We start from the raw sequence: 18,008 nt of genomic DNA on the forward strand, positions 1-18,008 counted from the left end.
GGGGATTAATGGCCGGCCTGGGCGCGCAGCGCGGCAAGCACCCGCGCCGGCGTAAACGGCACCTCGCGCAGCCGCACGCCGAGCGCGTCAAACAGCGCGTTGCCGATCGCCGCCGCGCTCGGCACCGAGGCGGATTCACCGGCGCCCATCGGCACTTCATCCGGGCGATCGATCAGCTGGATATCGATCTGCGGCAGCTCGTCGAAACGCAGGATCGGATAGCCGCCCCAGTCCAATGACGTCACCCCCGTCTTGTTGAAGGTCACGAACTCTTTCAGCACCCGGCTGGCGGACTGGATGACGTTGCCGTGCACCTGATGGCGCACCCCGGCCGGGTTGATCATGCGGCCGCAGTCATGCGCCACGAAGATTTTATCGAGCGTGATCTGCCCGGAGCGGCGGTTGACGCTGAGATCGCACACCCAGGCCGCCCAGGCGGCGCCGAAGCCGGGGAATTTGCTGTGAAAATAGCGCGCATAGGCGAAGCCGCGGCCGCTCACCACTTCGGCGCCGGCGGCGCGCGAGCGATGCGCCGGGCCGTCTTGCCAGTTCGCCTGCCGTTTCAGGGCTTCAATCAAGGCCACCGCGCGCGGATCGTTCAGATAGCGCAAACGAAACGCGATCGGATCCTCGCCGGCGCGCCAGGCCAGCTCGTCGATCCAGGACTCATGGGCGAACACGTTGGGCAGCGCCGAAACGCCGCGCATCCACGAAGCCCGCACGATCGGCGCGGCGTCCTGGCAGATCACCCGCATGTGCGGATACTCGTATTGCGGAATGGCGGTGCGATCGCCCATCTGCTGCACGTCGGCCCGGTTGGCCACTTTGCCGGTCAGCACCAGCGGCAAGGTCACGGCATTGTTGGAGGGATAGCTGGTTTTCAATTCGTAGGCCGCCACCCGGTTTTGCGCGTCGAGGCCACCGCGCACCCGAATCAGCTGGCCGGTGCCCTTCGGCTCCCAGCCGGATTCCTGTTCGCGCATCAGCTGCACGCGCACCGGCCGGCCGGTGGCCCGCGCCAGCAGCGCCGCATCCGCCGAGACGTCGTCGGCGCAGTTGCGGCCATAGCAGCCGGAGGCCTCCATGCGGGTGATGTGCACCTGCCCAGGCGGCAGCTCGAGCAGCCTGGCGATGTCTTTGCGCAGATCGTGCGGGTTTTGCGTGCCGGACCACACCTGCGCCCGCCCGTCTTTGACTTCCGCCACCGCGCAGGAAGGGCCGATCGAGGCGTGCTGATGGTAAGGCCAGACATAGTCGGCCTGCACTTCGGTATGCAGCAATGCCAGCGCGGCGTCAGTGCCCGCGTCGTCGCGCAGCACACGGTCGGTTTTCGGATTGGCCTCCAGCGCGGCGGGCAGCGCTTCCGGCGACAGATCCGGCAACCCGGCCCAGGGTTTCCATTCGGTTTTCAGTTGGCGCATGGCGGCGATCGCCTGCTCCTCGCGCTCGGCCACGATGCCGATGAAATCGTTGATCACCACCAGTTTCACGATGCCCGGCAGGTGCGCGATCGAGCTTTCATCCACCGACAGCAGGCCGCCGCCCAACGGCGCGCTGCTGTCGGCGCCTATGTATGGCGGGCGCACCACGCGGCCATGCAGCATGCCGGGCAAGCGCAGGTCGTGGACGTAGGTCAGCCCACCGCTGACCTTGGCCGGAATATCGACCCGGGGCACGGCGCGACCCACATAGTGGTTCTGCCGTTCGCTGTTCAGCTGCACGTTTTTATCCAGCATCACGTGCAGATTTTGCCCGCTCGCCAGCTGCGCATAGCTCAGCGATCGCCCTGGGTTCCTGGTCACAAATACCTGCCCCGCCGCCGCCGTCAGCTGTTCGGCCGGCAGTTCGAAGGCTTTGGCCGCCAGCGCCGTCAGCATCTGTCGCACCTGCGCCGCCGCCTGCCGCAGCGGCACTGAGGTCACCTGAAGGGTGGCGCTGGCGATGGTCGGCCCCTGATCCGGCGTGCGTTGCGTATCGCCAAGGATCATCGTGACGTGATCAAACGGCACGCAAATTTCATCGGCGACGATCTGCGCCAGCGCGGTGCGAATGCCGGTGCCCAGATCGACGTGGCCGTTGAACGCCGTCACCCGGCCGTCGGCGCTGAGGCTGATAAAGCTGTCCACCCGATCCAGCGGCAGATCGGCGGGCGATGCAACCGACTCGGCGGCGAAGGCGCTCAATGGCGCAGGCAGCAGGCTGCTGACCATCACCACACCGCCGGCCTGCAGCAGCTGGCGGCGGGTCAGTTCGAGGCGGCTCATGCTTGCCTCCGCGCGGCCAGCAGATCGCGGGCGCGCTCGGCGGCGTGCAAGATCTCGATATGCGTGCCGCAGCGGCACAGGTTGTAGGCCAATTCTTTCTTGATGGTTTGTTCGTCGGCCTGCGGCTCCCGTTCGAACAGCGCGACCAGCGTCATGATCATGCCGTTGGCGCAGTAACCGCACTGCGCCGCCTGCTCATCAATAAACCCTTGCTGTACCGGATGCGGCGCTTCCGCGGTGCCCAGGCCTTCCAGCGTGGTGACGGATTTGTTTCCTACGGCGGACAGCGGCATTGAGCAGGAGCGTGCGGCGACGCCGTCGATCAGCACCGTGCAGGCGCCACACTCCCCCAGGCCGCAGCCGTATTTGGGGCCGTTCAATTGCAGATCGTTGCGTAAAACATACAGCAGCGGGGTTTCGGGCGAGATATCGCCGAGTGGAACCACCCGGCCATTAACATTGATTTCCATGGTGAAACTATCCCTTAAACAAACGGATTTAATCCGTAACATCACTGCGACGAATAATTGCGAAGCGTGCTAATAATTATCATCAAAAGACTTGATAATGTTAAGGGAATGTAGCCGTCATGGCTTTAACGAAAAGTGGGTATTTTCTATAAATTTCCTATAGATAAGCCCGGTTTTATGATTGCGCGCCGCGATTATTGGCGTTCGCCAACGCGGCCTCGGCGCCATAACTTTGCCGATCTTTCACTTTAGAAAGCAGAAACCGGCATTTTGCCGCCGGGATCCGCTGACTTATGCTAACCCGGTGTGATGAAACGCGTTTTCATGGCATGTCTTCCGGAACGTTTTGCTTTATTTGTTCGTCGTGAACCCTGGGCCGCGCCTGACTGATGCGGCTTTTCTTTTTGCCCGGCAGTGCCAGCGGCGGTGAATTTTGCTATGTTAAGCCGCAGATAAGCTTCCCGTTTTCAGCCGCCGGATCGACTCATGTTTACCCATAAAGCAATCGCCGAGCTCAACGCCCTGGAGCTGATGGTTTATAACTACGTCAGCAAACACAAGAATCAAGTGATGTACATGACCATCCGCGAGCTGGCCGAGGCCGCCGGCGTGTCCACCACTACCGTGCTGCGGTTTTGCAAGAAAATGGGCTGTGACGGCTATTCGGAATTTCGCATTCGTTTCAAGCTGTATCTCGAACAGAGCGATGCGCCGCCGGTCGATTCCGGCATCGGCGAAATCCTCAGCTTTTTTAAAAGCGTCAGCAACGATGAGTTTAATCAGCTGATCGATCAGGCGGTGCAGCATATCGCCGCCGCCGAGCGAATTATTTTCGTCGGCATCAGCACCTCAGGCGCATTGGGGAAATATGGCGCGCGCTTTTTTTCCAACGTTGGGAAATTCAGCACTCACATCGACGATCCTTATTATCCCGTCAACAGCGACATGTATAAAAACGCGGTGGCGATCGTGCTGTCGGTTACCGGCGAAACCGAAGAGATCCTGCGGCTGGCCAGCCAGTTCAGCCTGCACCACTGCAAGATCATCAGCATTACCAACAACGAAACCTCTTCGCTGGCGCGGCTGGCGGACTTCAACCTCTCCTACCACGTTCCGCAGCATTTGATCGGCGGGCATCACAATATCACCACGCAGATCCCCGTGCTTTACATTATTGAAACCATCGGCAAACGGCTTGGGCATATTAATTCGGCCAAATAAAACAGGCTGTTTTTTTATTGTGACAAATCACTTTCCACGGTGATTTGTTATATCGTGACATTTCTTTCGCTCTTGCTACTCTATTCTCAACGCAGCGTTATTACCCTTCATTAAATAAACCGATGAGACATTGACGATGAAACAGTTGCCGAAGGATTTTCTGTGGGGGGGCGCGGTCGCCGCGCACCAGGTTGAAGGCGGTTGGGATCGGGGCGGTAAAGGGCCCAGCATCGCCGACGTGCTGTCCGGCGGCTCGCACGGCGTGGATCGCGTGATGACCGACGGCGTGCTCGACGGCTATCGCTACCCCAACCACGAAGCGGTGGATTTCTACGGCCGCTATAAGCAGGACGTGGCGCTGTTCGCCGAGATGGGCTTCAAATGCTTCCGCACCTCGATCGCCTGGACGCGCATCTTCCCGAACGGCGACGAAGCGGCGCCGAACGAAGCCGGCCTGCAGTTTTACGACGACCTGTTCGACGAACTGCTGAAATACGGCATCCAGCCGGTGATCACCCTGTCGCACTTCGAAATGCCTTACCATCTGGTGAAGGCCTACGGCGGCTGGAAAAATCGCCGGGTGGTGGAGTTCTTCGTGCGCTTCAGCGAGGTGGTGATGCGCCGCTACCGCGAAAAAGTGAAGTACTGGATGACCTTCAACGAGATCAACAACCAGAGCAACTACCGTTATCCGCTGTTCGGCTACTGCTGCTCCGGCGTGGACTACACCCGGGAAGACAACCCGGAACAGGCGCTGTATCAGGTGCTGCACCACCAGTTCGTCGCCAGCGCGCAGGTGGTCAAACTCGGCCATCAGATCAACCCGGAATTCAAGATCGGCTGCATGCTGGCCTGCGTGCCGTTCTACCCGTACTCCTGCAAGCCGGACGACGTGATGTACGCCGTCGAGGCGATGCACCAACGCTATCTGTATACCGACGTGCAGATGCGCGGTTACTACCCAAGCTACCTGCTGCGCGATTGGGAACGCAAAGGGCTGAAGATAGAGATGCAGCCGCAGGACGCGCAGATCCTGCGCGAGGGCTGCACCGACTACATCGGCTTCAGCTATTACATGAGCAACGCCCTGCAGGCTAACGCGGTGGACGGCAGCGACGGCATGTTCGGCTTCCCGGGCAACGTGCCGAACCCGCACGTCAAGGCCTCCGACTGGGGCTGGCAGATCGATCCGGTCGGGCTGCGCTATTCGCTGAACGTGCTGTATGAACGCTACCAGAAGCCGCTGTTTATCGTGGAGAACGGCTTCGGCGCCTTCGACAAGGTGGAAGCGGACGGTCAGATCAACGATGACTACCGCATCGACTATCTGCGCGCCCATATCGAAGAGATGAAAAAAGCGGTGATTGAAGACGGCGTAGACCTGATCGGCTACACGCCGTGGGGCTGCATCGACTGCGTGTCGTTCACCACCGGCGAGTACAGCAAACGCTACGGCTTCATCTACGTCGACAAACACGACGACGGCACCGGCACGCTCGAGCGCTCGCGCAAGAAGAGCTTCGACTGGTACCGCCGGGTGATCGCCAGCAACGGCGAACAGCTGTAACCGCACGCAGGCAATCAGGTGGCCCTGCTCGCCGCACGCCGCCCATGCCTCACGGCATGGGCATTTTCGCTTATAGTGCCGGGAATGGCGCCCCGACATAATTCTCCGCCAGCATCGTCATGGCGCTGCGCGATTTCACCGTGTACTGCAATTCTGACAGTTGCAGCCGATGCTCGAAAGGCGTGTCGTCCCGACGGGTATGCAGCATGTGGGTCATCCACCAGGAAAAATGCTCTGCGCGCCAGACCCGCTGCAAAGCGGTGTCGCTGTACTCGTCCAGCCGTTGCCAGTCGCCTCGCCGGTAAAATGTTTCCAGCGCCTGGGACAACAGGCAGACATCGGCCATCGCCAGATTCAGCCCTTTGGCGCCGGTCGGCGGCACGATATGCGCCGCGTCGCCCGCCAGCAGCAGGCGTCTGTAGCGCATCGGTTCTGTAACGAAGCTGCGCATGCCGACCACGTTTTTCTGGAAGATACGGCCCTTTTTCAGCGCCCAGCCTTCATGGTTTTCCAGCCGCTGTTCCAGTTCGTGCCAGATGCGATCGTCCGACCATTGATCGACCTGTTCCGCCGGATCACACTGAAAATACATGCGCTGTACACCGGCCGAACGGGTGCTGATCAGCGCAAAGCCGCGCGGATGGCAGGCGTAGATCAGCTCATCGCTGGACGGCGGCGCTTCGACCAGAATGCCGAACCAGCCGAACGGATAGATGCGGGTGTAATCCTGCCGCAGCCCGCCGGGCATCGCCGCGCGGCTGATGCCGTGGAATCCGTCGCATCCGATGACGAAGTCGCAGCGGAGCCGGCGCGGCTGGTCTGCGTGACGGTAGTGAACCTCGGGCTGCGCGCTGTCCAGCGCCTTCAATTCAACCTGCTCCACCTCGAAAAACAGTTGCCCCTGCGCCGCCACACGCGCGGCGATCAGGTCTTTCAAGACTTCGTGCTGGGCATAAACGGTGACGGCGCGGTCGGTCAATCCTGCCAGATCGATGCGGTGCTGACGGCCACCGAATGCCAACCGGATGCCCTGATGCCGCGCCCCTTCCCGCCGCATCCGCTCTCCCAATCCGACCTGGTTGAGCAGATCGACCGTCCCTTGTTCGAGCACCCCGGCGCGAATGGTCGATTCCACCGCCGCCCGGCTGCGCGTTTCCAACACCACCGATTCCACGCCATGCAGATGCAGCAGATGAGACAACATCAAGCCGGCCGGTCCGGCGCCGATTATCGCAACCTGTGTGCGCATAGTATTATTCCCTCACAGCATTTTTATTGAGCGGCGCCGGCAGCGCCGGGTAGCCGGAAAGGTGCTTGGCGATCAACGCCAGCGCCGCGATCAGCGCCGGGATGGCCAGCAGTGTGAATATGGTGCTGAACGACAGCTGCATCTGCATCAGCGCACCACCGCTCATCGCCCCCAGAATGCCGCCAAAACGCCCGAGACCGAGCATCCATGCCACGCCGGTCGCCCGGCTCTGGGTGGGATAAAATCCGGCTGCCAGGGCCGGCATGGATGACTGCGCGCCGTTCATGCAGGTGCCGGCGATGAACACCGTGATCGCCATCAGCGGCGGGTAGCTATAGACAAAGCCGATGATGCCGACGAACAGGCCGGTGAGCAAATAGCCGACGGCCACCACCTTGTGCGGGTTCATGCGATCCATCAACCAACCGATAATCAATACGCCAAGCCCCCCGCCGAGCGGAAACAGCGCGGTGATCAGCGACGCCTGCGTGACGGAAGCGCCGGTTTCACGGATCAACAGGGGCAGCCAACTGGTCAGCAGATAGAAAATCATCAACCCCATAAAGTAAGTCAGGCACAGCATCAAGGTGCCCAGCAGATAGCGACGGGAAAAAATCATCCCCAGCGGCGAGGCCGCCTTTATCTGCCCCTCTTCCTGCAACATGAAATGCGGCGTCTTTGGGAGTGGCGCAATGCGCTTCAACACTTTGGCGATGCGTTCTGCGGCATAGCCGCGCGCAACCATAAAGCGCGCGGATTCGGGCAAGGCGGCGATCAAGACCAGCGCCAGCAGCAGCGGCATAACGCCACCCAGCACCATCACGCTCTGCCAGCCGAAATGCGGGATCAGCCAGGCGGAAGAAAAGCCGCCCAGCGATGAGCCGAGAGGAAAACCGCAAAACATCAGATTCACCATCAGAGCCCGGCAGCGCTGAGGCGCATATTCCGACATCAGCGTGGCGGCATTGGGCATGGCCGCCCCCAATCCCAGCCCCGTCAGGAAACGCAACAACGTCAGCGTCGACAGCGAGCCGGCGAAGGCGGTCAGCAAACTGAAGCCGCCGAACAGCAGCAGCGAGATCACCAGCACTTTCTTGCGCCCGATGCGATCCGCCAACGGCCCGGCGGCCAACGCGCCCACCGCCAGGCCGACCAAAGCAGCGCTCATCACCGGCCCCAGAGAGGTTTTTTCTATTCCCCATTCCTGCACCAGCGACGTGGCAATGAAACCGATAATGGCGGTATCGAAGCCGTCCAGCGCTACCGTCAAGAAACACAAAACCAGTATCAACCACTGGTAGCGAGAAAATGGCTGGTCATCGATAAACCCTCGGATTTCTACGTTGTTATCGTGTGGCATGGCTTGCTCCTCAGGGGGTGCGGCAACCCTCACCGCACAGAACAACCGGTTGCGTACCGGCAAGAGGGTTAATTTGTGCGATTATCGGAACATAGTTCGTTAATCGACAATTAAATCAAACCACCCCACGGCGAATGCTTCAATATTGTTAAAACAATAAGCGTGCGATAAACGAACATCAGAGGACGTTAAATAAAATAATTTTATTTACTATTAATGGGATGGGGTTATTTTTTCCGTTACCACAGAATGAGGGTTTGTGATTCAATTAACATTTCAGAAACATTGCCGCTACCAGACGCTTTTCGAACGGCGCTCGCCCCCTAAAAAGGGAGCGAGCGCAAGAAACGCCCTTATTGACTCAGAGACGCCTGCCCGGCGGCGAGGTACTTCGCCATTTCCGCCGGCGGCACCATGCCGCCACCGGTCGCCCACACCAGGTGCGTCGCCTGCGCCAGGCTCTCTGTGCTCACGCCTTGCTCGCTGAGCTGCCGCGCCTGGGCCGCAACGCGCCACGGCCCGGCCATGCCGGCCAGCGCGGACGGCTCCAGCTGAAGATGTTCGTGCTTGTCCAACAGCCCGAGCAGCGCAAACATCTCTTCGTCGCTCAGGGTGTAAAATGCGCTCAACAGGCGCTCCATCGCCCGCCCGACAAAGCCGGAGGCGCGTCCCACCGCCAGCCCGTCCGCTGCGGTGCGGTTATCGATGCCAAGATCCTGCACCGCAATGCCGTCGTGCAGCCCGCTGTAAACGCCGAGCAACATGCAGGGCGAATGGGTCGGCTCGGCGAAAACGCAGTGAACATGGTCGCCGAAGGCCAGCTTGAGGCCAAACGCCACGCCGCCCGGCCCACCGCCGACGCCGCACGGCAGATACACGAACAGCGGATGCTGTGCGTCCACCACGATGCCCTGTTGGTCAAACTGCCGCTTCAGGCGGCCGCCGGCCACCGCGTAGCCGAGAAACAGGGTTTGCGAGTTTTCATCATCGATAAAGAAACAGCGCGGATCGCTCGCCGCCTGCTTGCGCCCCTGCTCGACCGCCACACCGTAATCTTCGGCGTACTCCACCACCGTGACGCCGTTGTCGCGCAGCTTTTGCTTCTTCCACGCCCGCGCATCCGCCGACATGTGGACGCTGACGTCAAACCCCAGTCGGGCGCTGATGATGCCGATAGAGAGCCCCAGGTTGCCGGTCGAACCGACGGCGATGCGGTACTGGCGGAAGAACTGGCGAAACTCGTCGGAAAACAGCCGGGCGTAGTCGTCGCCGATCTGCAGCAGCCCCGCCTCCAGCGCCAGCGTCTCCGCATGCGTCAGCACCTCGTAAATGCCGCCGCGCGCCTTGATTGAGCCGGAGATCGGCAGATGGCTGTCCTTTTTCAGCAGCAGCTTCCCGCCAAGCCGCAGCCCATAGCGCAGGTCCAACGCCTGCTGCATGGCGGGGATCGCCACCAGCTCGGATTCGATGATCCCCTTTGTCGGCCGGGTTTCCGGGAAGGCCACGGCGAGATAAGGCGCAAAGCGCGCCAGGCGCTGCTCCGCGGCGGCGACGTCGGCGGCGGTCAGGCCGACATGGGGCAAGCCTGCGGCCAGCGTTGTCGCGCGCGGATTGAACCAGGTGATAGGCTCGAGGGCGACCATTCGTTGCAACAGCGGGTGCTGCGCAACCCACGGTTGAATCTGTGATTTTTGCATAAGTGTCCCTGACTGATTTGGCGTTGCCGTCACCATGCCGCGAACGCCGGCGGCTGACAAATGATAAATACTGAGCTTGAGATGCAACAGATTGATGCAAGCGCGGCGCTACCCGGCCGCGACGCCAAACCAGATCAGAATACCCGCCACGCCCGGCAAAATCGGCGCACCGCCGGTTTTCGCGGCGATGCCGCCGGGAATGCCGAGGGAAACCAGCGCCGATGCGTTAAGTGCTGCGCTCTCGATGCATCTTTTATCCGCTAACCCCGCGCCGCTGCTTCCAGGCCGGCGATATCGATTTTGCCCATCAGCAGCATCGCTTCCGTGACCCGCCGCACGCGGGCGGCGTCAGGATCGTTCATCAGTTCGGTCAGGCGCCGCGGCACGATCTGCCAGCACAACCCCCAGCGATCGCGCAGCCAGCCGCACTGCTCCGCCTCGCCGCCCACGCACAACGCGTCCCACAGCCGGTCGACCTCCGCCTGATCGTCGCATTCCACCATCACGGAGAAGCTGTGGTTGAACGGATCCAACGGCCCGGCTTCGATCGCCGCATAGCGCTGGTCGCCCAGGGTGAAGGAAGCCAGCTTCACGCTGCCGGCCGGGCCGCTCGGCGTATCCGCCGGCAGATCGGAAAACCAGTTCACGGACGAACCGGAGATCAGCGCGACATAGCAATTCAGCGCCGCCTCCATGTCTTTTTCAAACCACAGATGTTGCGTAATTCTGGCCATCTGCGCCTCCTTCAGGTATCGAGGATCGGCGCGAACCCGCCAAAGATCATGCGCTTGCCGTCAAACGGCATCTCGCCCAGCGCCTTCATGCGCGGATCGTTCATCATTTTCTCGTTGGCGGCGTCGCGCACCGCCTTGGAGGGGTACTCTATCCAGCTGAACACCACCACTTCGCCTTCCTGCGCCTTCACCGCGCCGCGAAAGTCGGTAAGTTTGCCGTCGGGCACATCATCGCCCCAGCACTCCACGACGCGCGTGGCGCCAAACTCTTTAAACAGCGGCGCCGCTGCGGCCGCCAACCGGTGATATGCCTCCTTATTGGCGGCCGGCACCGCCACCACAAACCCATCTACGTATTTCATTCTGATATCCTCTTGTCTGATTAAGGACAGTCGGTTCAGCGCGGGCAAAGTAGTCCGCGCCCCCTACCAGTTTAGACGGCGGGCGTGCGGCACGGATCGGAAGTTCAGCGGTCAGGATCGTTCGGCGGGCAAGATTCCGGCGTGGCGACCCGGTTACGGCCGGCGTTTTTCGCTTTGTATACCGCCAGATCCGCCAGTTTGAGCAGGTCGGCCAGGCTGTGGCCGGAACCGCCCGGGCAGGTTACCATGCCGATGCTGACGGTGATCTGCAGCGGATGGCCGGCCGGCATGGTGATCGATTCCGCCTCAATGCGTTGCCGCAGCCGTTCGGCCAGCTGCACCCCCTGCTGCGGCTGGCCGAGCGTCGAGACGATGGCGAACTCTTCCCCGCCCATGCGGCCGAACAGATCATCGACGCTCAGATCGGCGGCAATCGCACGGGTAAACGCCATCAGCGCCTGATCGCCACCGGCGTGGCCGAAACGATCATTGATCGATTTGAAGTAATCGATGTCGAGCATCATGACGCACACCAGCTCGCCTTTCTGGTCTATCACTCGCTCGCCGCGCTGCATAAACGCATTGCGCGTCAGCACGTGGGTCAACGCATCGTGACTCGCCACGTGCTCCAGCGTGCGCAACAGCGCGTTGCGCGCATAGTTCATGCTGGCGACGGCAATCGGCCCCAGCGCCAGCAGCGCGATGCCCAAACGCATCGATACCGTGTTCTGCAGCACCTTCATGTCGAGCGTGGTGCTCAGCAACCCGAAATCGATCGCCAGATGGCACCACAGCACATAAACCAGCACCGCGATCATGGTGCTGAACAGCGAAAAGGACATCGCCAGCCACAGCAGCACCGGCATGGGAAAGATCACCGCGCCGGGGCCGCCGATCAGCACGCTGCAGACCGCCGCCAGCGCCAGCAGCGCCAACACCGCCATTTTCCGCCCCGCCTGCGGCCATTGGCTGCGCTGCGTCAACATGGCGCAGGCCACGCGCAGGCGATAGCGCCAATCAGCGGGAAACACCAGAATAAACGGCATCAGCGTGACGTAGTTGGTGAATTCGGACGAGAACCACAGCGCCAGCGAGGTTAAATAGGGCCTGCCGAACAGCCACTGCGAGACTCCCGCGCCCACCACACCGGTCGCGGCGGCGGCGGCCAGGCAAATACCGAACAGGTACATGCTGGAGGCGCCGCGCTGCAGCATGCGCGCCGGCGGCGACAGCCGCATGAACAGCAGATACCCCACCACCACGCCGGTCAGATTGGCGGCGTTCAGCAGCAACGCCTTTTGCAGCGAGCTGCCGGTCAGCAGATCCGCCGCCAGATACCCCAGCACCGCCATGCCCCAGCCGGCGCGCGTAGCCCACTGCGGGCAGCGCACCAGAACCGCCAGCAGTACGGCGTTGACCGGCCAGAATACCGCCAAAAATCCGACGGGACGGCTGACGATGCCCAGCAGGCAAGCCGCGAACACCAACAAAAAGACGGTGAGTGCGGGCCAGATTTTCCGGGTATCGGACAACGAGGTGGTTTGCATCTTGGATCCAGAGACTTCTGCTGTGTAAGGTGACAATCTGTTCGTGTCACAACCGTCGACGATGAGGAGAAGATAAGCGGCCGACCAACCTATTATTGCCAGTTTTAGCGGCCCGAGCACCTGTTTATTCATCAAGGGAAAATATATTTGTGTATCAATGTATTGACGGCAGTTGCTCGTCTGGCGCAAAAACTGCTGAAGCAGCCACGCCCCAGCCGGCCTGACACCGGCAAAAACCGCCGTCTTGTTCCTAAAGATTGGGCGATGTGCGGAGACATTTATAGTTGGAAATATTTATCGATACCAAGAATAGTTCTTCTTAACACTCATTGAAGTCTACACCAGCGAGAAATCCATCAGCGCACGGTTGAACAACGCCGGCCGCAGCAGCGACGCGAAGTGACTGGCGCACGGCAGCGCCGCCAGACGCGCGCCGTCATAGTTGACACAGCCCTGCCTGGAAGCGGGTCAACTCGTCGTCAGTTCGCATCTTTTTCTCCTCATTCGCCGACGTTGTGCGCCAACAAGGCATCGAAGGATGTATAGATCGCACCGGCGAGCGGTGCCGTTCGCTTTCCCGACATATACTTAAGGGAGGAATCGCAATGGAGGACGGTGAGATGAAGAAGATTACTCTCGTGTTTTTGATGCTGATGCTGAGCGGGTGCATCGGCGGCGGTAGCGGCCCGTCGAATGCGCCTTCGGCCTCGCCGAATGAGCCTTATACCTGCACCAAATCCAGCGCCAACAGCGACTGTTCGCAATCGGTGGAGCCGTCGATGTACTAGCCGCATTCGGCGGGCCGTCGCTTAACGGCCCGCCGCCTCAGGGCTGAATTAGGAGGAGTGTTCCTCTTCGTTGGCCTGATATCGCGTCGCCTGCTGCTTCATAAACACCACTTCCTGCGGGCTGGACAGGCTGACACGCTGCGCGCGCAGCAGCTTGAGGATGTTGAACAGCAGTTCGCTCTTGGTCGCGCCGACCATGCGCGGGCTCGGCACATAGCCGGTCACGCTCAGGATAATGCCGTCCGGCCCCAGCTGGCTGAAGCGCACGTAAGGCGCCGGCGTTTCCAGGATGTTTTCGTATTCGTGGTAAGCGTTAAGCAGAATATTGCGCACCTGCTCCGGATCAATGTCGGTCGGGAACGTCAGCGCGATGGTCACCACCCCTTGCGCGTTGCCCATGGTGGCGTTGCGCACGTTCTGCGAGATCAGCTGCGAGTTCGGTACGATCATGGTGGAGCGGTCACTGAGCTGGATTTCGGTGGCGCGCACGTTGATGCGCCGCACGTCGCCTTCCACGCCGCCGATGCCGATCATATCCCCCACCTTCACCGGGCGCTCGGTCAGCAGGATCAGGCCGGAAATAAAGTTCTTCACGATCTCCTGCAAACCGAAACCGATGCCGACCGACAGGGCGCTGACGATCCACGCCAGGTTGCTCCACTGGATGCCCAGCGCCGCCAGGGTGATCAGTATCACCAGCACATAGCCGATATTGCTGAACAGCGTCACCAGCGAGGCGCGGATACCGACGTCCGAGATGGTTTTCGGCAGCAGTTCAGATCCCAGCCAGCGCCGCACCGCGCGCAGAATATAGATACCGATCGCCAGGCAGATCACGGCGTTGAGCAGGTTGCCGGGCACGATGTTGAAACGCTGCAAGCCTTCACCGGTCAGGATGGAGACGATTTTCTCCATCAGCGAGCCCGGCGTGGTGCTGCCGAACGAGCCGTTGAACAGCGAGACAATCATCAACAGCAACAGCGAACATTTGGCCAGCGCGGTGGTGATGATCGCCATCTGCTCCAAATGGCGATCCTTGAAGCTGAGCGTTTTTTTCAGCATCTTGCCGCTGACGGTCTGCGGCGAAAACAGCGCGGCGCACAAATCGGTGGCGAACAGCACCATAAAATAGAACGCCATCAGCACCAGCACCACCCAGATCAGTTGGTAGGTCAGGAAGCGGGCGAAGGCGATGTAGCCGATAAGCAGGGAAAACAGGATCACCACCGAACAGACCAGGGTGACGAGGTGCACCAGCCCGCTGACCAGCGTGCGTTTTTCCAGGTGCGCGCCCTGCTGTTCCAGCCGGCGCCGAATGCGCTGGCCGCGAAGTGGCGCCGCCAGCAGCACCATGCCGATCAGACCCGCCACCAGGCCGTTGCCGAAGATGGTGGTGGCCAATGAGGCGCTGACGACGTTGTTGATCAGCTCCACGGTGCCGAACGCCAACGCCAGGCCGGCCAGCAGCGGCGAGAAGTAACGCAGCCCGGCGGCCACCTCGTTATCCATGGAAGCCAAGCGCCACGATGGGCGATTCAGCGACAGCGCCGCACGCCCCAGCCCGGCGATCAGCGCGCAGAAAATCCCCAGACGGTTAAAGCCTTCGGCGAAGTCCTCCAGCATCACCGGCAGCGGCTGCACGCGAACAAAGACGTAATACAACAGGTTCAGCGCGATAGAGGTGGTGATCACCGTCACCACCACGGTGACGAGCGCCATAAAGCTGCGGCGCAGACGCCCGTCCGGCAGGAAACGGATGCTGACCCAGGCAAGGAAACGCTCGGAGAAATAGCGCCCCCAGGACCAGACAATCACCGCCAGCGCCAACAACGCCAGCGTGCCGTAACGCCACTCGTCCTGCCAACTGGCATCCCAGGCCGCTTTCATCTCAGCGTTGAACTGATCCAGCCGCTGCACGTCATTTTCGGACGGCTGCAGCACCGGCGCCCAGAATTTGATGCCCAGAATGCTGCCGGTATTCAGCGCCAGCTGGGTTTTAAACGCCACCCGGCGCAGATCGCCGATCTGTTGCCCCAGCTCGAAGGCGCTGGTCTTGATGGCCTGAGCGCGTTTTACCGCATCATCCAGCTGTTTCTTGCTGTTGTTCAGCGCGTTGCGCTGCTGGGCCACCGCCGGGGTTTCAGGCAGCGCGCCAGCCGCCGGGGCCGGCCCCAGGACGTCCAGCTGCGCTTTCAGTTTGTCCTGCTCGGGCTGCAGATCGGTGGCGAGCTTTTCCATGCTGGCGACCAGATCGTCGGTCGCCAGCCGCAGTTTGCTGAGCTGGTTATCGGTGGTCGCTTTGGAAACCAGCTGCTTCATGCTGTCCAACTGCTTTTGCGCGGCTTTCAGCTGCGTAGCGGGATCGGGCGCGCTTTCGGCGGCGGGATCATCCTGGGCGGCGGCGACGGCGCCGAACGGCGTCAGTTGCAAACCAAACAGCAATAACAACAACAGCAGGAACGGGCGAGGCTTTAACATAAATTCAGTGCTCAGCATCATTATCTGATAGACAGACGAACAGGCGGCGGATGAACCGTCGCTTAACCATAAACGCTAATTATAATAGCTGCTTAATGTCGGCCGAAATACAGTAATTATTCCCATTGTGTGCCACGCGCGCGCGCCCTCCTTAGCCTGCTGATTATTCAGGCGCTTTTACACTGGCGATACGGCACAAGGCGCTCTATACTCCAGCCACCGATTAACCTGCAACCAATAAAAGGAGACTTACTATGCTGACGTGTGAATTGTTTTTTCACTCACACTTCTTTGGTAATCGTCGCCGCTCAAGCATTACCGGTATCGTGCTGCGATAACCCAGCTTGAGCGAAGCTTACTAAAATCCAGGATCTTCCCTCCGGCTTACCGGGTTGTCGTCAGCGATGTTTGACGATAGGCATTGCCATGCCTGTAACTCTTGAGTAAGCAATGAGCACACTACTGTCTGCACAATCTGTCGGTTACGACAACGCGTTCGGCGTCCTGCTGAGCGAGATTTCCTTCACCCTGAAAAAAGGCGATCGCATCGGTTTGATCGGCGACAACGGCTGCGGCAAAAGCACCCTGCTGCAACTGCTCAGCGGCGCCCTGCCCATCCACAGCGGAACGGTGACATTGTCACAACAATGCCTGATGGCGCGCATCGAACAACACCTGCCACCCGAGCTGCACGCCTGCACTCTGCTGGATGCGGTGCTGGCGCGGCTTCCGGCGAGCCAACACCTCAGCGAACGCTGGCGCTGTGAAGCGCTGCTCGCCGAGCTGGGGTTTGAACCGGCGAGCTGGACGTTGACCGCCGGCACCCTCAGCGGCGGCCAGCACACCCGCCTGCTGCTGGCGCGCGCGCTGATCCGTCAGCCCGATCTGCTGCTGCTCGACGAGCCCAGCAACCACCTGGATCTGCCCACGCTGCTGTGGCTGGAGCAGTTCTTGCGCAGCTGGAACGGCAGCTTCGTGCTGGTGTCGCACGATCGCTATCTGCTCGATCAGGTGACCAACTGTACCTGGATCCTGCGCGACAAAACGCTGCAGTTTTTCCGCTTGCCCTGCTCCGCCGCGCGTCAGGCGCTGGCAGAACAGGACGCTGCGGACGAGCACCGCCGTCGGGCCGAGCAAAAAGAGATAGACCGGGTGGAAAAAAGCGCCAAACGTCTGGCGACCTGGGGCAAGGTCTATGACAACGAAGATCTGGCGCGCAAAGCCAAGCAAATGGAAAAGCGCGTCGATCGGTTGAAGGAAGAACAGACCACCCTGACCGCCGGCAGCCCGTGGCGGCTGCGACTGCAGGGAGAGGCGCTGGACGCCGATCGCCTGCTGGCGCTGCCACAATGGGCCGTGCGCCCGGCGCCGGAGGCGCCGGTGCTGTTCAGCCTGGCACATCTGCGGGTGAAAAGCGGCGATCGCATCGCCATCGTCGGGCGCAACGGCTGCGGTAAATCGTCGCTGCTGCGCTTGCTGTGGCAGGCGTATCAGCAGCCCACGGAACGCCCGGCGATCTTCCACCCGCGCGTGCGCATTGGCTATTACGATCAGAGCCTGCAACAGCTGCGCGATGAAGACACGTTGAGCGAAGCGCTGGCGCAGTTTGCGCCGCTGACCGAGGAACAGCGGAAAATGGCGCTGATCGGCGCCGGCTTCCCTTACCTGCGCCATCATCAGCAGATCCGTTCGCTGAGCGGCGGCGAGCGTTCGCGGCTGCTGTTCGTCGGCCTGACGCTGGCCAACCATTCGCTGCTGCTGCTGGACGAGCCCACCAACCACCTGGATATGGCGGGCAAAGAAGAGTTGGCGGAAACGCTGCGCCAGTTCGCCGGCGCCGTCATGTTGGTCACCCATGACCGGATGCTGATCGAACAGAGCTGCAACCGCTTTTGGCTGATCGACCAGCAAAAACTGGAGGAGTGGCACGATCTGGCGCCGGTGTATCAGCGCCTGGCGGGCGAAACGCCGGCGCTGCCGACGGCGGGCAAGGCCAACGCAGACGGCCCGACGCCGCACGAGCGACTGGAAGACGAAGAAGCGCTGTTGGCCGCGCTGTTGGCCCTAGAAAGCAAACTGGAGGACGACCTGGCGCGCAAGCCCAAGCACCAGAAACCGGCGCTTCAGGCGCGCTGGCGCCGCGAGATTGCCGACATCACCGCCCGGTTGAATCTGGGCTAACCCCACAGGCCGCCGAACGGCGGCCTGTTTTTGACGTGCAGCTGCGCTTTTCATCCCCGCCGCGCTGTTCGACACATTACCTTCATCCTT

The 18,008-nt window shown here is 61.1% G+C and carries 14 protein-coding genes; 5 read left to right on the forward strand and 9 right to left on the reverse strand.

Annotated elements, in window-relative coordinates:
* Positions 1-5: 5 nt before the first annotated feature.
* Together ACJ8IM_RS20350 and ACJ8IM_RS20355 are read right to left on the reverse strand one after the other, a co-directional pair.
* Entirely contained in the window at positions 6-2,264 is a 2,259-nt protein-coding gene (locus ACJ8IM_RS20350; protein ID WP_033653117.1) for a xanthine dehydrogenase family protein molybdopterin-binding subunit, read from the reverse strand.
* Positions 2,261-2,734 (reverse strand): (2Fe-2S)-binding protein, encoded by a 474-nt coding sequence (locus tag ACJ8IM_RS20355; RefSeq protein ID WP_033634592.1) that lies wholly within the window; start codon positions 2,732-2,734, stop codon positions 2,261-2,263. Before ACJ8IM_RS20355 ends, ACJ8IM_RS20350 begins: the two co-directional genes overlap by 4 nt.
* 486 nt (positions 2,735-3,220) lie before the next feature.
* Here ACJ8IM_RS20355 and ACJ8IM_RS20360 point away from each other — a divergent pair, with 486 nt between their 5' ends.
* Complete coding sequence (locus ACJ8IM_RS20360; protein WP_033648369.1) at positions 3,221-3,955, forward strand: MurR/RpiR family transcriptional regulator; 735 nt, start codon at positions 3,221-3,223, stop codon at positions 3,953-3,955.
* A gap of 130 nt (positions 3,956-4,085) precedes the next feature.
* Positions 4,086-5,522, forward strand: coding sequence for a 6-phospho-beta-glucosidase (locus ACJ8IM_RS20365; RefSeq protein ID WP_101426945.1), 1,437 nt, complete (start codon positions 4,086-4,088; stop codon positions 5,520-5,522).
* 70 nt (positions 5,523-5,592) lie between these two features.
* Here ACJ8IM_RS20365 and ACJ8IM_RS20370 read toward each other — a convergent pair whose 3' ends face one another.
* From ACJ8IM_RS20370 to ACJ8IM_RS20380, 3 genes are all read right to left on the reverse strand, one after another.
* Positions 5,593-6,771: a 4-hydroxybenzoate 3-monooxygenase gene (locus ACJ8IM_RS20370; RefSeq protein ID WP_033653116.1), complete on the reverse strand. Its 1,179-nt coding sequence runs from the start codon at positions 6,769-6,771 to the stop codon at positions 5,593-5,595.
* 4 nt (positions 6,772-6,775) lie between these two features.
* Positions 6,776-8,131: an MFS transporter gene (locus ACJ8IM_RS20375; protein WP_033653115.1), complete on the reverse strand. Its 1,356-nt coding sequence runs from the start codon at positions 8,129-8,131 to the stop codon at positions 6,776-6,778.
* A 353-nt stretch (positions 8,132-8,484) separates the two neighbouring features.
* Positions 8,485-9,828, reverse strand: a complete 1,344-nt coding sequence (locus ACJ8IM_RS20380) for a D-serine ammonia-lyase (RefSeq protein ID WP_033653114.1) — start codon at positions 9,826-9,828, stop codon at positions 8,485-8,487.
* A gap of 81 nt (positions 9,829-9,909) precedes the next feature.
* Here ACJ8IM_RS20380 and ACJ8IM_RS20385 point away from each other — a divergent pair, with 81 nt between their 5' ends.
* Complete coding sequence (locus tag ACJ8IM_RS20385) at positions 9,910-10,092, forward strand: hypothetical protein (RefSeq protein ID WP_154231753.1); 183 nt, start codon at positions 9,910-9,912, stop codon at positions 10,090-10,092.
* On the opposite strand, the gene ACJ8IM_RS20390 is transcribed toward ACJ8IM_RS20385, so the two are convergent.
* The 3 genes from ACJ8IM_RS20390 to ACJ8IM_RS20400 form a co-directional block, all read right to left on the reverse strand.
* Positions 10,089-10,562, reverse strand: a complete 474-nt coding sequence (locus ACJ8IM_RS20390; protein ID WP_033653113.1) for a VOC family protein — start codon at positions 10,560-10,562, stop codon at positions 10,089-10,091. The genes ACJ8IM_RS20385 and ACJ8IM_RS20390 overlap by 4 nt on opposite strands.
* An 11-nt stretch (positions 10,563-10,573) precedes the next feature.
* Positions 10,574-10,924 (reverse strand): DUF1428 domain-containing protein, encoded by a 351-nt coding sequence (locus ACJ8IM_RS20395; RefSeq protein ID WP_033634599.1) that lies wholly within the window; start codon positions 10,922-10,924, stop codon positions 10,574-10,576.
* 104 nt (positions 10,925-11,028) lie between these two features.
* On the reverse strand, positions 11,029-12,471 hold the full coding sequence (locus ACJ8IM_RS20400; protein ID WP_033648375.1) for a GGDEF domain-containing protein: 1,443 nt from the start codon (positions 12,469-12,471) through the stop codon (positions 11,029-11,031).
* Positions 12,472-13,091: 620 nt separating this feature from the next.
* On the opposite strand from ACJ8IM_RS20400, the gene ACJ8IM_RS20405 reads away from it, so the two are divergent.
* Positions 13,092-13,259: a hypothetical protein gene (locus ACJ8IM_RS20405; RefSeq protein WP_226873088.1), complete on the forward strand. Its 168-nt coding sequence runs from the start codon at positions 13,092-13,094 to the stop codon at positions 13,257-13,259.
* 48 nt (positions 13,260-13,307) lie between these two features.
* Here the strand turns inward: ACJ8IM_RS20405 and ACJ8IM_RS20410 are convergent, their stop codons facing one another.
* The gene (locus tag ACJ8IM_RS20410) at positions 13,308-15,737 is read right to left on the reverse strand and encodes a DUF3772 domain-containing protein (RefSeq protein WP_048322081.1); all 2,430 of its coding nucleotides are present in this window, start codon (positions 15,735-15,737) and stop codon (positions 13,308-13,310) included.
* 450 nt (positions 15,738-16,187) lie between these two features.
* Between ACJ8IM_RS20410 and ACJ8IM_RS20415 the strand changes: the two genes are divergently transcribed.
* The gene (locus ACJ8IM_RS20415; protein WP_033653111.1) at positions 16,188-17,918 is read left to right on the forward strand and encodes an ABC-F family ATP-binding cassette domain-containing protein; all 1,731 of its coding nucleotides are present in this window, start codon (positions 16,188-16,190) and stop codon (positions 17,916-17,918) included.
* Positions 17,919-18,008 lie beyond the last annotated feature (90 nt).

Source organism: Serratia sp. CY33525 (assembly GCF_052169115.1).
In the GTDB taxonomy this organism is placed as follows: domain Bacteria; phylum Pseudomonadota; class Gammaproteobacteria; order Enterobacterales; family Enterobacteriaceae; genus Serratia; species Serratia sarumanii.

Excerpts from the sequence above, each read along its gene's own strand:
- ACJ8IM_RS20385 (WP_154231753.1), top strand. The coding sequence starts at position 9,910 with ATGCAACAGATTGATGCAAGCGCGGCGCTACCCGGCCGCGACGCCAAA.
- ACJ8IM_RS20370 (WP_033653116.1), bottom strand. The coding sequence starts at position 6,771 with ATGCGCACACAGGTTGCGATAATCGGCGCCGGACCGGCCGGCTTGATG.
- ACJ8IM_RS20400 (WP_033648375.1), bottom strand. The coding sequence starts at position 12,471 with ATGCAAACCACCTCGTTGTCCGATACCCGGAAAATCTGGCCCGCACTC.
- ACJ8IM_RS20360 (WP_033648369.1), top strand. The coding sequence starts at position 3,221 with ATGTTTACCCATAAAGCAATCGCCGAGCTCAACGCCCTGGAGCTGATG.
- ACJ8IM_RS20375 (WP_033653115.1), bottom strand. The coding sequence starts at position 8,131 with ATGCCACACGATAACAACGTAGAAATCCGAGGGTTTATCGATGACCAG.
- ACJ8IM_RS20350 (WP_033653117.1), bottom strand. The coding sequence starts at position 2,264 with ATGAGCCGCCTCGAACTGACCCGCCGCCAGCTGCTGCAGGCCGGCGGT.
- ACJ8IM_RS20410 (WP_048322081.1), bottom strand. The coding sequence starts at position 15,737 with ATGTTAAAGCCTCGCCCGTTCCTGCTGTTGTTGTTATTGCTGTTTGGT.
- ACJ8IM_RS20395 (WP_033634599.1), bottom strand. The coding sequence starts at position 10,924 with ATGAAATACGTAGATGGGTTTGTGGTGGCGGTGCCGGCCGCCAATAAG.
- ACJ8IM_RS20380 (WP_033653114.1), bottom strand. The coding sequence starts at position 9,828 with ATGCAAAAATCACAGATTCAACCGTGGGTTGCGCAGCACCCGCTGTTG.
- ACJ8IM_RS20415 (WP_033653111.1), top strand. The coding sequence starts at position 16,188 with ATGAGCACACTACTGTCTGCACAATCTGTCGGTTACGACAACGCGTTC.
- ACJ8IM_RS20390 (WP_033653113.1), bottom strand. The coding sequence starts at position 10,562 with ATGGCCAGAATTACGCAACATCTGTGGTTTGAAAAAGACATGGAGGCG.
- ACJ8IM_RS20355 (WP_033634592.1), bottom strand. The coding sequence starts at position 2,734 with ATGGAAATCAATGTTAATGGCCGGGTGGTTCCACTCGGCGATATCTCG.
- ACJ8IM_RS20405 (WP_226873088.1), top strand. The coding sequence starts at position 13,092 with ATGAAGAAGATTACTCTCGTGTTTTTGATGCTGATGCTGAGCGGGTGC.